We start from the raw sequence: 13595 nt of genomic DNA, 5'->3' as shown, positions 1-13595 counted from the left end.
GGCTAGGGGCTAGGGCTGGCGGCCAGGTGTCCGGGATGCAGGAAAGGGCGGCAGATTCCGGGGCCCGATCATGAAAAGGGGCTGGCGACACAGGGACAGGCTGGCTGTTTCCCTAGTCCCTAGCCCCCAGTCCCTAGCCCCTGCGAATCGCGCGGCGAAAGCCGCGCGCGAGCCGTCACGCCCCCGGGCGCTTCATCTGGCAGCTGGTCGGCGTGCTGGACACGTACGGATCCATCTGCTTGATGTTCACGAAGGTGTAGCCGGTGTTCTCGACGCTGTACTCGCCCTTCTTGGCCTTCTGCCACTTGGTGATGTACATCGACTGCTGCAGCTGGTGGTCGGACGCGCGCATCTGCACGTCGCCGGCGAAGCTCTTGACCGACAGGCCCTCCAGCGCCCGGGCCACCTTGACCGGGTCGGTGGAACCGGCCTTGGCCATGGCGTTGTTCAGCAGGTTGATGCCGTTGTAGGTGGCGAAGGTGTAGTAGTCGTCGTTGAACTTCTTGTGGAAGTCGGCGGCCAGCTTGCCCAGCTCGCCCGTGTGGTTGGAGTGGCCGTACGCAACGACGTACACCTCGCTGTCGCCGCCGGCGGCCAGCGCCGTCGGCGTGCCGGTGACGCCGGCGTAGTAGGTGTACATCGGGATCTTCAGGCCGGCGTCGTTCAGTGCCTTGACCAGCAGCGTGAGGTCCTGGCCCCAGTTGCCGGTGACGATGGTGTCGGCGCCGGACTGCTTGATCTTGGCGACGTAGGGCGAGAAGTCCTTGACCTGGCCGATCGGGTGCAGGTCCTCGCCGGCGATCTTGACGTCCGGACGCTTGCGCTTGATCGCGTCCTTGAAGTACTTGGCGACCTGGTGGCCGTGCGAGTAGTTCTGGTTGAGCAGGTAGACGCTCTTGACGTTGGGCTGGTCCTTCATGAAGGAGGTCAGCGCCTCCATCTTCATGGAGGTGTCGGCGTCCAGCCGGAAGTGCCAGTAGTCGCACTTCTCGTTGGTCAGGGCCGGGTCGACCGCCGCATAGTTGAAGTAGACGACCTCCTTGCCCGGATTGCGCGCGTTGTGCTTGGAGACGGCGTCCAGGATGGCGGTGGCCGCGCCCGATCCATTGCCCTGGGTGACGTAGCGGAAGCCCTGGTCGATGGCGGCCTTCAGCGTGTTCAGGCTTTCCTGCGGCGAACCCTTGTTGTCGAAGCCGACCACCTCGAACTTCACGCCCGACGGGGCGCGACCGGACAGCTGCTCGGCGGCGAACTGCCAGCTCTTGAGCTGGTTCTGGCCCACGTTGGCGAACGGGCCGGACAGAGGATCCATGAACGCGATGCGCACGGTTTCGTTCTTGAGCGCGCCACCCGTTGCCGGCGCAGCGGCCTGGGCGGCCGGCTTGGCCGGGGCCGGCCTGGCGGCCTGGGCGAACGCAAGGCCGGTGCCGCACATGGCGAGCACGGCAGCCACGGTGACATGCCTCAGCGCGAAACTCATCTCGTGTCTCCTGGGTGGTTCGTAGTGCGCGCAGGGTACATTTTTTTGTGCAGCGCAACCGTCAGGGAATGCCCGTAAGACACGGCCCTCCTATCGCGCAGGAGACAGCGACAGGGGCAGGATTCAGGCCGACGGCAAGCGGTAGTCCTTCAGCTGCTCGCGCAGCTTGGTCTTGAGCATCTTGCCGGTGGCGCCCAGCGGGATCGCATCGACGAACACCACGTCGTCGGGCACCTGCCACTTGGCGATCTTGCCTTCGTAGAACGCGAGCAGCTCCTCGCGCGTCACCTCGACGCCGGGCTTCTTCACCACCGCCACGATCGGTCGCTCGTCCCACTTGGGATGCTTCATGCCGACGCAGGCCGCCATCTGCACCGCCGGGTGCGCCATGGCGATGTTCTCCACGTCGATGGAGCTGATCCACTCGCCGCCGGACTTGATCACGTCCTTGCTGCGATCGGTGATCTGCATGAAGCCGTCGGCGTCGATGGTGGCCACGTCGCCGGTCGGGAACCAGCCGTCCACCAGCGGGTCGCCGCCCTCGCCCTTGAAGTATTCGCGCACCACCCACGGGCCGCGCACGTACAGGTCGCCGAAGGCCTTGCCGTCCCAGGGCAGTTCCCGGCCGTCGTCGCCGACGATCTTCATGTCGACGCCGAAGATCGCGCGGCCCTGCTTGAGGCGGATCGCCATCTGCTGCTCGGCCGGCTGCGCGAGGTGCTTGTTCTTCAGCGTGCACAGGGTGCCCAGCGGGCTCATCTCGGTCATTCCCCAGGCGTGCAGGACGTCCACGCCGTACCCTTCCCGGAAGGCGTCGATCATCGCCGGCGGGCAGGCCGAGCCGCCGATCACCGTGCGCTGCAGCGTCGAGAAGCGCAGGCCGCCCTGCTTCATGTGGCCCAGCAGCATCTGCCACACGGTCGGCACCCCTGCCGCGAAGGTCACCTTCTCGGCTTCGATCAGCTCGTAGACCGACTTGCCATCCATCGCCGGGCCGGGGAACACCAGCTTGCAGCCGGTCAGCGCGGCCGAATACGGGATGCCCCAGGCGTTGACGTGGAACATGGGCACCACGGGCAGGACCGAGTCGCGCGCCGACAGCCCCATCACGTCCGGCAGCGCCGCGGCGTAGGCATGCAGGATGGTCGAGCGGTGGCTGTACAGCGCCGCCTTCGGGTTGCCGGTGGTGCCGCTCGTGTAGCACATGCTGGACGCCGAGTTCTCGTCGAACTGCGGCCAGTCGTAGCCGGTCGGCTGGCCGCCGATCCAGTCTTCGTACGCGACCAGGTTGGGGATGCCGGTATCGGCCGGGACCTTGCCCGAATCGCACAGCATCACGTACTGGCGGATGGTGGAGCAGCGGGCATGCACGGCCTGCACCAGCGGCAGGAAGGTGGCGTCGAAGCACAGCACCTGGTCTTCGGCGTGGTTGGCGATCCAGGCGATCTGGTCGGGGTGCAGGCGCGGATTGATCGTGTGCAGCACGCGGCCGGAGCCGGACACGCCGAAGTACAGCTCCAGGTGCCGGTAGCCGTTCCAGGCCAGCGTGGCGACCCGGTCGGAGAACAGCAGCTTCATGCCGTCCAGCGCGCCCGCCACCTGCCGCGAGCGCCGGGCGACGTCGCGCCACGTGTAGCGGTGGATGTCGCCCTCCACCCGGCGCGACACGATCTCGCCGTCGCCCTGGTGGCGGTCGGCGAACTCGATCAGCGACGAGATCGAAAGGGGTTGGCTTTGCATCAGGCCGAGCATGTCGTCTCCTTCTCTTGCGGCTTCGTGGTCCGGAAAGGGTCAATGCTACGGCGAAATGTCGGCGCTGCCGGCGAGCGCGCACGTGCGGGCGTCGCGCGCGGAACAGTGCGCCTCAGGCCGGCGCCGCTTCGGCCGGCTGCACCGAGCGCAGGAAGTCCAGCCACACCGTGGTGCCCGCGCCTTCGGCGGATTCGACGCGCACGGCGCCGCCCGCCGCCTGCATCACGCGCTGGCAGAACATCAGGCCCATCCCGTTGCCGCCGCTGGCGGCGCGGGTGGTGACCGGCTCGCGCGTGAGGCGCTCGAGGACGGCCGCTGGAATGCCCGGGCCGTTGTCGCGGAAACGGATCCAGCCCCGCGCACCGCCCTCGCCCGCATCGCAGCCGGCCTCGACCGCCAGCCGGGGCTGCGGCGCTTCGCGCAGCGCCTGCAGCGCGTTCTTGGCCAGCGTGCACAGCACCAGGTACAGCAGGTCGCGGCGGCCCGGCAGGCGGAAGTCCTGCTGCACGCGGAACGAGACCCAGCCGCGCTCGCCGTCCTCGAACGGGAACTCGTCGCGCAGGGCCGCCAGCAGCGCTGCCGCGCCGACCGTCTGCGGCGCCGCGCCGGGATAGGCGTCGCGCGCGGACTGCAGGAAGGTGGACACCAGCGACTGGCAGTACTGCGCGCGCCGCTCGGCCCGCTCCAGCGCGGCCAGCAGCTCGCCAGGGTGGTGTTCCTCGAAGCGCGCGATCCCCGGCGCCGACTGCGGCGTGGGCGGCAGGTGGCGCGAGGCGACGCTGGCCACGCAGCCTCGCACCGTCGCCAGCGGCGTGTTCAGCTCGTGTGCCAGGAACCCCAGCGTCTCGCGCAGCGCCGCCGCGCGGTTCTCGTTGATGGCGCGCTCCAGCGCCTGGGTGCGGTGCAGGGCCAGCGCCTCGCGCAGCGCCTCGCGGGTGGGCTCGTCCTCCAGCGGCTTTTCCAGGATGCGCAGCACCCGGCCCTGGTTGACGGCGGCGATGGCCACGTCCTTCTCCGCATACGCCGTGGCCAGCAGCCGCACCACGTGGCGGTGCTCGCGCTGCACGCGGCACAGCAGGTCCATGCCGTCCTGCTCCGGCATGCGGTAGTCGGTGACCAGGGCCGCGAAGCGGTCGCCGCGCTCGGCCAGGGCGGCCAGCGCCTCGCCGGCGCTGCCGGCGGTGGCGACGTCGAACTCGCCGCCGAAGCTGCGCGCAAACCACTTGCGCGAGCGCTCGTCGTCGTCGACGAACAGGATGCCCCGTGCGATGCCCGATTCCATGGCGGGATGCTAGGCCTCCTGCGAACGCTGCTGGCGTGCGCCGTAGTCGCGCAGCGCCTGCTCGGTGCGCTCCGCCAGGGCCTGCACCTTTTGCAGCCAGCCGGCGTCCGACGGCCAGCGCCTCTCCTCCAGCACCGGCACGTAGACCCGCCGCACCAGCTGGTACAGCGCGAGTGCGCCCGCCTCGCCGCTCATGCCCAGCAGCGAGTGCAGGGTTTCCTGGGCACGGGCGAGGTCCTGCCCCTGCGCTGCCTGCTCGAGCTGGCCGACCAGCCGCGCGATCTCGGGCAGGTAGTCGGCCAGCAGTTCGTCCAGCAGTCCGAGCCGGCAGTAGCTCTGCAGCCGGGCCTCGTTGAGCAGCGGCGCGTCGTCGCCGCCCGCAGCCGGTACCGCCGGGCGCTGGGCCTGGGCGGCACCGCCCGCCAGCACCGCGCCCAGCGCCTCGTACAGCTGCATGGCCTCGACCGGCTTGACCAGGAAGCCATCCATCCCCGCCTCGCGAGCGCCCTGCATGGCCGGCGCGTCGGAATGCGCGGTCAGCGCCACGATGGGCACGCGCGCCCAGGGCTGCCGGCTGGCGCGCACGGCGCGGGCCGTGTCCAGCCCGCCCATGCCGGGCATGCCCAGGTCCATCAGCACGGCGTCGAAGGCCGTTCCCGCGGCCAGTGCCTGCAACACCGCCTGGCCGTGGTCGACCTCGACCACCTCGGCCCCCGCTTCGCGCAGGTAGGCGGCCACCGCGCGCCGGTTGTAGGCGCTGTCGTCGGCCAGCAGCACGCGCCGGCCTGTCAGCGCATGCGCCGCCACCTCGGCCCCGTGCCGCTGCAGCGCCGCCACCAGCGCCTGCACCAGCGGCAGCTGGGCGCAGGGCTTGGCGACGAAGCCGTCCATGCCGGCGCGCTGCGTCTTGACGCGGGCCACCTGCGCCGGCTCGCTGGTGTGGGCGACGATGCGGACGTAACGGTTGGCGGGTGCCTGGCCCTGGCGCAGCCGCTGCGCGACCTGGTAGCCGTCGACCGCCGGCATGTTCAGGTCGAGCAGCACCAGGTCGTAGGGGTAGCGGGCCAGCAGGTCCAGCGCCCGCTGGCCGTCGGCGGCCTCGTCGACCACGAGCTCCACCGGGCGCAACTTGCGACGGTTGAGGGCACGCTGGGCCGCATCGTCTTCCACCATCAGCAGCCGCTTGCCGGCGAGGGCCTCGCGCGCCTTTTCAAGCGCATTGGCGTGGTGCTGCTCCCTGGCCTGCTCGCCCACGATCGGGAATTCGAGGATGAACTCGGTGAAGGCGCCGGGCTGCGACTGGCAGCGGATCGAACCACCGAACGCCATCATCACGCGCCGGCAGTACGCCAGCCCCAGTCCGGTTCCGCCCGACTTGCCAACGGATCGGAACGGCTCGAACAGCGTGGGCAGCACGTCGGGCGCGATGCCCGGACCGTTGTCCCGCACCGTGACCCGGTGGTCGCCTATCGTGATCGTCACCTGTGTTCCGGGATACGGGCCAAGGTAGTACAGCGCATTCTTGATGAGGTTGAACAGGACGAACAGGTAGGCCGTTTCGTCGCCGCGGAACTGGAAATCCTGCTGGACGTCGACCCGCATGCTTTGGCGCGCCGCATCGCTGTCGTAGCCGTACTCGTCAACCGCCTTGCGCACCACTTCCTCGGCCGACAGCAGGTCGAACGCGGCGGCGTCCAGCGGCTTGGCACTGAGCGCGTCCAGCGTCATGGTGATCACCTGCAGGCCGCGGTCGATGGCTTGCTCACCCTTGGCCAGCTGTTCGTAGAGCTTGTCGACCTGATCGGGCACGAGCGGGCTCAGCCGGCCCAGTGTACCCGGTCCCGGTAGCGTGCGCTGGATGCCGGCCAGGCTGTGGCGCAGCTGGCCAAGCGGATTGCGCATCTCGTGCGCGATCGTGCCGGCCAGCACCGTGGCGGCGTCCAGTCGCTCGGCCTGGATCTGCTTTTCCGACAGCTTGAACGCGTTGCCACCGATGATCACCAGGATCAGCGTGGGCAGCCGGCCCAGGTAGTCCACCGGCATTGCGGGCTGCGGTGTCGTGGCGATGTAGGCCAGGGTAGCGGCGCCCGCACCGGCGACCACCATCACCACGGTATTGCGCCAGTCGGTCAGCAGCACCAGGAAGAAGATGCCCATGAAGGTGTTGGCGACCGCCACCGAGCCACCGCCGTTCTTCAGGGCGAGGAAGACCATGAGGAACGGCAGGCAGAACAGGTAGGTGAAGTACGACCACGGCACGTACCATGACCGGAAGCGTTGCGGCCAGTGGTCGCGCAAGGCCAAACCCAGGCACAGCAGCGCCGCGGTGCCGCGCAGCCAGGCGCTGTCGTAACCCTTGGTGCCGCGCAGCTCGTGCAAGGCGTAGAACAGCGGGAAGGCGATCGCACCCACCACGCCCACCGCCTTGGGAAGGTGGCGCATGTACTCCGCATGCGCGACGTAGTGGGACCAGACGTGCCGTGACCAGAATTGTTGGAGCGCGTTCACGTCAGACCTCGGCAGCGGCGGGAGTCAGGGCTTCGCGGACACACTCGACCTCACCGTGGATGAGGCAGTAGGTCTTTTCGGTGCCGGGCAGGAGCACATCGCGTGCGATCAACGAAAAGCCAAAGCGGCGGTACAGGCGGCTGAGGACGTGGGTGCAGGAGCCGACGAGGTGTTGCACATTCGCGTGCTCGAGCAGATCGGTGAGTGTCAGGTGCAGGCAGCGCTTGAGGACATCCTGGCCGACCCGGTACTCGGGTGCGACAACCAGCCGTCCGGCGTCCCAGGCCCTGGGCCAGCGGGAAAGCGCGCGGGGATCGGAAAGTTGGAGTAACTGCTCGGTCAAGGTGAGCCCGTGGCCCAGAGGGACCAGCCGAATGGTGCCGATCAGGCGGCCATGAAGCTCGAAAGCGAACACCCGGCCCAATTCGTCTCTTTTTTTTCGCGGGTGGCGAACTGCGGGTCCGCCGAAGCGGCCGCCCTCAGATCGATCTGCCGGCGCAGCTGGCTCAGCTCCCGGATGTCGGATGCCTTGCGCAAGCAGCGGATGGTCAGGTCTTCGATGGCGATTTCGCGGCTGCCATCGGCCTCGGGCTCGTCGGGGGGAAACGGGAGCTGGAACGCGTGCAGGGCACGGTGCATCGGTGTGGATGCTGCAGGGATGGTGAACATGGAGTCCTCCTCTTCAGGTGTGAAATGGAAAGTGGGATAGGGAAAGTGCCCCTGCGCGCCTGTCATCGCGCGAAGGGCAGGATGGGTCGTGGCTGCGGCCGCCCGCCCGAGGCGGTGGTCCCGCGAGCCGCCGGGGTCTGCAAGCCCCGCCTCTGTGCGGCATTCGAGTCCTCCCTGTCGCAGCCGGTGCGGCTGCGCGAACTGCGCAGTCATTATCCGGCTGAGTTTCGGCGGGCGCCAGGGGTCGTTGCCTTAGCAGCCACGGGAATACGGCCTCGGCACACAATTCCGGTCATGGATTCCGTCATCGAGGCCCCGCCGCGCGCGATCGACCTGGGCGTGCGCTGGAGGCACACGTTCGCCGAACTTGGTCCTTCGTACTACACCGAGTTGCCGCCGTCTCCCCTGCCCGCCCCGTACCTCGTCGGGCTCAACTGGCGCTTGGCCGCCCAGCTGGGGCTGCCGGCGGACATGCTGGAAAGCGAAGAGGGCGTGCGCGCCCTCACCGGTTCGCAGCCGATCGCCGGCACGCGGCCCCTGGCCAGCGTGTACAGCGGGCACCAGTTCGGCGTGTGGGCCGGCCAGCTGGGCGACGGGCGCGCCCTGCTGCTGGGCGAGATCGATTCGGCGGCCGGTCCGCAGGAACTGCAGTTCAAGGGGAGCGGCCGCACGCCCTACTCGCGCATGGGAGACGGACGGGCGGTGCTGCGCTCCAGCATCCGGGAGTTCCTGTGCTCCGAGGCCATGCACGGGCTGGGCATCCCCACCACCCGGGCCCTGAGCGTCACTGGCTCCGACGCGCCGGTGCGGCGCGAGACGGTCGAAACCGCCGCCGTGGTGGTGCGGGTGTCGCCCAGCTTCGTGCGCTTCGGCCATTTCGAGCACTTCGCTTCGCGCGGCCAGGACGAGGAACTGCGCCGGCTGGCCGACTACGTGGTCGACCGCCACTACCCCGAGTGCCGCTCCACCGGACGCTTCGGCGGCAATGCCTACGCGGCCCTGCTCGAGGCCGTCAGCGAGCGCACGGCCGCCCTGCTGGCGCAGTGGCAGGCGGTGGGCTTCTGCCACGGCGTGATGAACACGGACAACATGAGCATGCTGGGCCTGAGCATCGACTACGGCCCGTTCCAGTTCCTCGACGCCTTCGACCCCAACCACATCTGCAACCACAGCGACGAAACGGGCCGCTATGCCTACAACCGGCAGCCCAACGTCGCCTACTGGAACCTGTTCGGCCTCGGGCAGGCGCTGCTGCCGCTGATCGGCGACGAGGAGACCACGCTGGCGGCGCTGGAGTCGTACAAGACCGTGTTTCCGCGCGAGCTGGAGGCGCGCCTGCGCGCCAAGCTGGGCCTGGCCGATGCGCGCGAGGGTGACCGTACCCTGATCGAAGGCATCCTGCAGCAACTGGCCAAGGACAGGGTCGACTACACGATCTTCTGGCGGCGCCTGTCACAGCACGTGGCCGGTGGCGCGGTCGAGCCGGTGCGCGACCTGTTCCTGGACCGCGCGGCGTTCGACGCCTGGTTGCTAGACTACTCGACCCGCCTGACCGGCGACCGCCAGGCGGCGGGGCTTGCGATGCTGCGGGCCAATCCCAAGTACGTGCTGCGCAACCACCTGGCCGAGCTGGCCATCCGGCGCGCCCGGCAGAAGGACTTCGGCGGCGTGGCCGAGCTGCTGGCGGTGCTGCAGTCGCCCTTCGACGAGCACCCGGCGCACGAAGCGCTGGCCGGCTTCCCGCCCGATTGGGCATCCCACATCGAGATCAGCTGCTCCTCATGAATTACCCGGTCCAGAAGTCCGAAGCGCAATGGAAGGCCCTGCTGGCGCAGAAAGGCGCCGAGCGCGGCGCCTACGAGGTCACCCGGCATGCCGCTACCGAGCGCCCGTTCACCGGCAAGTACGAGGCCGTGTGGGCCGACGGCAGCTACCACTGCATCTGCTGCGGGAACAAGTTGTTCGATTCGGTGACCAAGTTCGATGCCGGCTGCGGCTGGCCGAGCTTTTCGCAGGCGGTGCCCGGCGCCATCACGGAGATCCGGGACACCAGCCACGGGATGGTCCGCACCGAGACCGTCTGCGCGCAGTGCGGCGCGCACCTGGGCCACGTCTTCCCCGACGGCCCGGCCCCCACCGGCCTGCGCTATTGCATGAACTCCGCCTCGCTGGACTTCCAGAAGACCGAATGAAACTGCTGATCGATTTCCTGCCCATCGTCGTCTTCTTCGTCGCCTTCAAGCTGTTCGACATCTGGGTGGCCACCGGCGTGGCCATCGCCGCCACGGTGGCGCAGATCGCCTGGGTGCGCTGGTCCAGCGGCAAGGTCGAGCCCATGCACTGGCTCAGCCTGGGCGTGATCGTGGTGTTCGGCGGCGCCACCCTGCTGGCCCACAACGAGGACTTCATCAAGTGGAAGCCCACCGTGCTGTACTGGCTGATGGGCGGCGTGCTCGCGGCTGGCCAGCTGGTGTTCCGCAAGAACCTGCTCAAGTCGCTCATGGGCGCGCAGATGACGCTGCCCGAGTCAGTTTGGCGGGTGATGAACTGGAGCTGGGTCGGCTTCTTCGCCGCCATGGGCGCGATCAACCTGTGGGTGGCCTTCACCTTCGAGACCGACACCTGGGTCAATTTCAAGCTGTTCGGCGGGCTCGGGCTGATGATCGCCTTCGTGCTGGCCCAGGCCGCCTACCTGTCGCGCTTCATGAAGGCGGAGGCGGAGTAGCCATGGCGACCGGCATCACCGCGCAGGCGCTGCAGCAACGACTGGCCGAACGCCTGTCGCCGACCCGGCTGGAAGTGATCGACGAGAGCGTCCAGCACCTGGGCCACGCCGGCCAGGACGGCACCGGCGTCGGCACCCATTTCCGGGTGCGGATCGACTCGCCCCTGTTCGCCGGCAAGCCCAAGGTGGCGCGCCACCGCCTTGTGTATGATGCGCTGCGAGATTTCATCGACGCCGGCATCCACGCCCTGGCCATCGAAACCTCCTGACATCCCCCGCTTCCCAGAGACCCTTTTGAGAGGGACCCCCCGATGAAACAGCAACTCCTGGCGGCCGCCGCCGCTGCCTTCCTGTGCGCCGCCCTGCCGGCCGCCGCACAGAACGTCGCCATCGTCAACGGCAAGCCGGTACCCACGGCGCGGGTCGACGTGCTGGCCTCCCAGTTCGCCAAGTCGGGCCGCCCGGTCACGCCGGAGGTCGCCGCCCAGCTGAAGGAAGAAGTGATCGCGCGCGAGGTGTTCATGCAGGAGGCGCAAAAGCGCGGCCTGGAGGGCAGCGACGATTTCCGCAACCAGATGGAACTGGCCCGCCAGACCCTGCTGATCCGCGAGCTGTTCGCCGACCACCAGAAGAAGAACCCGGTAACCGACGCCGAGATCAAGGCCGAGTACGACAAGTTCGTGGCGGCCAACGGCGGCAAGGAATACAAGGCGCGCCACATCCTGGTCGAGAAGGAAGACGAGGCCAAGGCCATCATCACCAACCTCAAGAAGGGCCAGAAGTTCGAGGACCTCGCCAAGAAGCAGTCGAAGGACCCCGGCTCCGGCGCCAACGGCGGCGACCTCGACTGGGCCACGGCCGCGAGCTACGTGCCCGAGTTCTCCGAGGCCATGATCAAGCTGACCAAGGGCCAGCTCACCCAGCAGCCGGTCAAGACCCAGTTCGGCTGGCACGTGATCCGCCTGGACGACGTGCGCGAGGCGCAGCTGCCCAAGCTGGAAGAGGTCAAGCCCCAGATCGCCCAGTCGCTGCAGCAGCAGAAGCTGGCCAAGTTCCAGCAGGACCTGCGCTCGGGCGCGAAGGTCGAATGACGAGCAAAGCAAGTTGTTCGATCTCCGCGAACGCGAGGATCCAGGAAGCGGCCGCAGGGCCGCTTTTTCATTGAGCTGGACCGATCGTGAAGCGCCTCAGCGCAGCACCGCCGTCACCGCCGCCAGCACCCCGATCATCACCGGCTGGTGCAGCATGTACCAGCTCAGGCTCCAGCGCCCCATCCAGGCCAGTGCGCCGGCCTGCGGCGCGAGCGCGCCCTGCAGCACCTGCGGGCGGTTCGCCAGCAGCCATTGGCCGGCGGCCATGCCCCACCACATCACCCCCAGCCAGGGGAACACCGGCACGTAGTCCTCGGTGATCGGCTTTCGGCCGACCAGGCCCAGCCAGTGGAAGGGTGGCCGGTCGAGGAATCCCAGCGCGGGCCAGCTCGCGTGCGCCACCGGAGCCGCCAGGGCCAGGCCGATCGCGATCGCGCCGGCCGGCCACAGCCAGCGTCCCCAGCCGGCCGTCAGCCGCACGACCACCAGCATTACCGCAATCCCGTGCAGCACCCCGAAGAAGATGTAGCTGCGCGGGAACATCAGCCAGGAGCCCGCCGTCACCAGCAGCGCGCAGCCGGCGATCTGGGCCCAGCGCCGCCAGAAGCGCGGCCAGCGCTGCCCCTGCGCGTGGGCGACGGCCTGCGAGAGGCCGGCACAGAACAGGAACAGGCTGACGATCGCCGTGCGCTGCCAGGTCCAGACCGGATCGCGGTAGAAGTCCTGCCGGATCCAGCCGAAGAAGTTGAGGTCGAAGCCGAAGTGGTAGGCCGTCATCCAGGCGATGGCGGCGCCGCGCAGGGCATCGAGTCGGTCGTAGCGGCCGGTGGGCATCGCGCCCGAGTGTAGGCGGCGCCCCAGCGCGGGTGGCACCCGCAGGCGAAAGGTGTCGAACGGTCAGCGGTCGTTCTTGCCCACGCGCGAGAAGGGATCGCCATCGGCGCCCAGGTCGGCGGCCTGGCTGGGGCGGGCGTCGCGCACGCGAACCGAATCGAAGGGCGAGAGCCCGCCCATCTGGCTGTCCAGCTGGAAGTTGGACTCCTCCCAGAGGTCCCAGGCCGACTCGTCGTGGTCTTCCCGGACTTCCACCACGGAGGGGGCCAGCGGCGCCCGGGCGTCCGGCCCCGGTTGGACCGGAGGAGTGGCGGCAGGGGGTGCTGCAACCTTGGCCGGCGTGCGCCGCGAGGGCTTGGCAGCGGGTTCCTCGCGCTTGAAAAGCTTGAACATCGTCGGACCTTCCTTCCAGCCGGCTGGCCTTCCCCAGCCCGGGAGCGGGCGGTAAGGCATGACATTCAACAAGCCGGCACCGGCCCCGGTCAAGAGGCCCAGCCCTAGGTCCGTGGAGGGGTGGCTTCCTCGTCCCCGGTTTCGCCGCAGCGCCAGGCGAAGCACCCCCGGTAGGCATGCCAGCTGCTGTGCCCCAGCCACGGCCCCACCGCCAGCACGCCGATCGCCCACGGCAGCAGCAGCGCGCCCACGAGCAGCGCCACGATCAGCGCGCCCCACAGCAGCATGGGACCGGTGCGGCCGGTCACCGCCTGGATGCTGGCGATGCCGGCGCTGATCGCATCGGTGTCGCGGTCCAGGATCATCGGAATCGACACCACGCAGGTGCAGAACACCAGCGCCGCGAACACGCCGCCCACCATCGCGTAGGCCGCCACGAAGGGCCAGTTGCGGGGGCTGAACACCGCCTCCAGCACCGAGGCCGTGGTCGGCATGCCGGTGTCGAAGAACACCGCGAACACCACCAGCGAGGCCCGGCCCCACAGCAGCTCCAGCAGCAGCAGGACCAGCACCAGCAGGCCCATGCTGCCCAGGCGACGGTCCCAGCAGGTCAGCGAGCCGGCCAGGTCCTGCGGCAGCCCCTGCTCGTTGCGCCGGCTGACTTCGTACAGCCCCATCGCCAGGAAGGGCCCGAGCAGGAAGCAGCCGGACACGAACGACAAGGTGTATTCCGGCATGCGCCCATTAGCGCTAACATAAATCAAGGCTCTTGAGGTATCCTCTACTCATCCATGGCGATGAGTAGAGGCCCTTCATGAAACAGTTGGCGCCGCAGCCGTCTTCAGAGCGCACAAGCTTGGA

The 13595-nt window shown here is 68.8% G+C and carries 13 protein-coding genes and 1 pseudogene; 5 read left to right on the top strand and 9 right to left on the bottom strand.

The window, feature by feature from the left end; translation table 11 throughout:
- Positions 1-175: 175 nt before the first annotated feature.
- From V6M57_RS03475 to V6M57_RS03450, 6 genes are all read right to left on the bottom strand, one after another.
- Positions 176-1480: a branched-chain amino acid ABC transporter substrate-binding protein gene (locus V6M57_RS03475; protein WP_332813589.1), complete on the bottom strand. Its 1305-nt coding sequence runs from the start codon at positions 1478-1480 to the stop codon at positions 176-178.
- A 123-nt stretch (positions 1481-1603) separates the two neighbouring features.
- A complete protein-coding gene (locus V6M57_RS03470; protein ID WP_332813588.1) occupies positions 1604-3232 on the bottom strand; it encodes a 3-(methylthio)propionyl-CoA ligase in 1629 nt (542 codons plus the stop codon).
- A gap of 112 nt (positions 3233-3344) precedes the next feature.
- Complete coding sequence (locus V6M57_RS03465; protein WP_332813587.1) at positions 3345-4514, bottom strand: sensor histidine kinase; 1170 nt, start codon at positions 4512-4514, stop codon at positions 3345-3347.
- 9 nt (positions 4515-4523) lie between these two features.
- Positions 4524-7022, bottom strand: a complete 2499-nt coding sequence (locus V6M57_RS03460) for an ATP-binding response regulator (protein ID WP_332813586.1) — start codon at positions 7020-7022, stop codon at positions 4524-4526.
- 1 nt (position 7023) lies between these two features.
- Positions 7024-7437, bottom strand: coding sequence for an N-acyl amino acid synthase FeeM domain-containing protein (locus tag V6M57_RS03455; RefSeq protein ID WP_332813585.1), 414 nt, complete (start codon positions 7435-7437; stop codon positions 7024-7026).
- Entirely contained in the window at positions 7407-7691 is a 285-nt protein-coding gene (locus V6M57_RS03450) for a hypothetical protein (RefSeq protein ID WP_332813584.1), read from the bottom strand. Before V6M57_RS03450 ends, V6M57_RS03455 begins: the two co-directional genes overlap by 31 nt.
- A 294-nt stretch (positions 7692-7985) precedes the next feature.
- Between V6M57_RS03450 and V6M57_RS03445 the strand changes: the two genes are divergently transcribed.
- From V6M57_RS03445 to V6M57_RS03425, 5 genes are read left to right on the top strand one after another with little or no spacing between them, the layout of a single operon-like run.
- Entirely contained in the window at positions 7986-9476 is a 1491-nt protein-coding gene (locus tag V6M57_RS03445) for a protein adenylyltransferase SelO (RefSeq protein WP_332813583.1), read from the top strand.
- Entirely contained in the window at positions 9473-9883 is a 411-nt protein-coding gene (gene msrB, locus V6M57_RS03440; RefSeq protein ID WP_332813582.1) for a peptide-methionine (R)-S-oxide reductase MsrB, read from the top strand. Before V6M57_RS03445 ends, msrB begins: the two co-directional genes overlap by 4 nt.
- Positions 9880-10416, top strand: a complete 537-nt coding sequence (locus V6M57_RS03435) for a septation protein A (RefSeq protein WP_332813581.1) — start codon at positions 9880-9882, stop codon at positions 10414-10416. Before msrB ends, V6M57_RS03435 begins: the two co-directional genes overlap by 4 nt.
- A gap of 2 nt (positions 10417-10418) precedes the next feature.
- Positions 10419-10685 (top strand): BolA family protein, encoded by a 267-nt coding sequence (locus V6M57_RS03430; RefSeq protein WP_332813580.1) that lies wholly within the window; start codon positions 10419-10421, stop codon positions 10683-10685.
- Between the two features lie 42 nt (positions 10686-10727).
- Positions 10728-11507, top strand: coding sequence for a peptidylprolyl isomerase (locus V6M57_RS03425; protein ID WP_332813579.1), 780 nt, complete (start codon positions 10728-10730; stop codon positions 11505-11507).
- Positions 11508-11603: 96 nt separating this feature from the next.
- On the opposite strand, the gene V6M57_RS03420 is transcribed toward V6M57_RS03425, so the two are convergent.
- The 3 genes and pseudogenes from V6M57_RS03420 to V6M57_RS03410 all read right to left on the bottom strand — a co-directional run.
- Positions 11604-12341: a heparan-alpha-glucosaminide N-acetyltransferase gene (locus tag V6M57_RS03420; RefSeq protein WP_332813578.1), complete on the bottom strand. Its 738-nt coding sequence runs from the start codon at positions 12339-12341 to the stop codon at positions 11604-11606.
- 63 nt (positions 12342-12404) lie between these two features.
- Positions 12405-12734 (bottom strand): hypothetical protein, encoded by a 330-nt coding sequence (locus V6M57_RS03415; protein ID WP_332813577.1) that lies wholly within the window; start codon positions 12732-12734, stop codon positions 12405-12407.
- A 104-nt stretch (positions 12735-12838) separates the two neighbouring features.
- Positions 12839-13468: pseudogene (locus V6M57_RS03410) on the bottom strand (DUF2189 domain-containing protein); the annotation flags it as partial.
- Positions 13469-13595: the final 127 nt, after the last annotated feature.

The organism is Ramlibacter sp., from assembly GCF_036676645.1.
GTDB lineage: Bacteria > Pseudomonadota > Gammaproteobacteria > Burkholderiales > Burkholderiaceae_C > Ramlibacter.
Note: the sequence above shows the minus strand (reverse complement) of the source record. Positions and strands in the feature narration are given on the sequence as shown.

What these genes read in the sequence shown, in the direction of transcription:
- V6M57_RS03475 (WP_332813589.1), bottom strand. Translation starts at nt 1,480, where the DNA reads ATGAGTTTCGCGCTGAGGCATGTCACCGTGGCTGCCGTGCTCGCCATG.
- V6M57_RS03470 (WP_332813588.1), bottom strand. Translation starts at nt 3,232, where the DNA reads ATGCTCGGCCTGATGCAAAGCCAACCCCTTTCGATCTCGTCGCTGATC.
- V6M57_RS03465 (WP_332813587.1), bottom strand. Translation starts at nt 4,514, where the DNA reads ATGGAATCGGGCATCGCACGGGGCATCCTGTTCGTCGACGACGACGAG.
- V6M57_RS03450 (WP_332813584.1), bottom strand. Translation starts at nt 7,691, where the DNA reads ATGTTCACCATCCCTGCAGCATCCACACCGATGCACCGTGCCCTGCAC.
- V6M57_RS03445 (WP_332813583.1), top strand. Translation starts at nt 7,986, where the DNA reads ATGGATTCCGTCATCGAGGCCCCGCCGCGCGCGATCGACCTGGGCGTG.
- msrB (WP_332813582.1), top strand. Translation starts at nt 9,473, where the DNA reads ATGAATTACCCGGTCCAGAAGTCCGAAGCGCAATGGAAGGCCCTGCTG.
- V6M57_RS03435 (WP_332813581.1), top strand. Translation starts at nt 9,880, where the DNA reads ATGAAACTGCTGATCGATTTCCTGCCCATCGTCGTCTTCTTCGTCGCC.
- V6M57_RS03430 (WP_332813580.1), top strand. Translation starts at nt 10,419, where the DNA reads ATGGCGACCGGCATCACCGCGCAGGCGCTGCAGCAACGACTGGCCGAA.
- V6M57_RS03425 (WP_332813579.1), top strand. Translation starts at nt 10,728, where the DNA reads ATGAAACAGCAACTCCTGGCGGCCGCCGCCGCTGCCTTCCTGTGCGCC.
- V6M57_RS03420 (WP_332813578.1), bottom strand. Translation starts at nt 12,341, where the DNA reads ATGCCCACCGGCCGCTACGACCGACTCGATGCCCTGCGCGGCGCCGCC.
- V6M57_RS03415 (WP_332813577.1), bottom strand. Translation starts at nt 12,734, where the DNA reads ATGTTCAAGCTTTTCAAGCGCGAGGAACCCGCTGCCAAGCCCTCGCGG.